Origin of the sequence: Methylopila musalis (genome assembly GCF_042679725.1) — a bacterium.
Classification (GTDB): domain Bacteria; phylum Pseudomonadota; class Alphaproteobacteria; order Rhizobiales; family Methylopilaceae; genus Methylopila; species Methylopila musalis.
Genome location: NZ_JBHTMX010000448.1, coordinates 1 through 548, shown reverse-complemented (window position 1 = coordinate 548; position 548 = coordinate 1). Strand labels below are relative to the sequence as shown.

Genomic DNA, 548 nt, shown 5'->3' with positions numbered 1-548 from the left:
GACGCCCATGGCCTCGGCCAGCCGGGCGCTGATGGCGAGGCCGAGGCCGACGCCGGGCGTTCCGGCCTCGTCCGCGCCACGCTCGAACTCGCCGAACAGCCGCGCGGCGTCGGCGGGATCGAAGCCCGGCCCGGTGTCGCTGACGGAGAAGCGCAGGCCCGCCCCCGCGGGCTCCACCCGCAGGCCGACGCCGCCGGCCTCGGTGAACTTGACCGCGTTGCCGGCCAGATTGAGCAGGATCTGGCGCAGCCGCGCCGCGTCCGCCGTGATCAGCGCCGGCGTGTCGGGGGCGACGAACACCGCGAAGTCGAGCCCCTTGGCCTGGGCGCGGGGCGCCAGCAGCTCGGCGGCCTGCTCGGCGATCGCGGCCGGATCGAACGGCGCCGGCTGCAGCGCCACCTTGCCGGCCTCGATGCGCGACATGTCGAGGATTTCGTCCACCAGCCCCAGCATGGCCTCGGCGGAGCTGCGCACCGCCTGCGCGTAGGCGCGCTGCTCGGCGGCGAGCGCGGTGCCGAGCAGCAGGTCGGCGGCGCCCGCCACGCCCG

Annotated in this window: 1 protein-coding gene; it reads right to left on the bottom strand. The window is 76.8% G+C overall.

Annotated features, from left to right (window positions below):
- Window positions 1–548: sensor histidine kinase (locus tag ACFQ4O_RS18235; RefSeq protein WP_378777858.1), on the bottom strand; the 548-nt coding region annotated here is incomplete at both ends.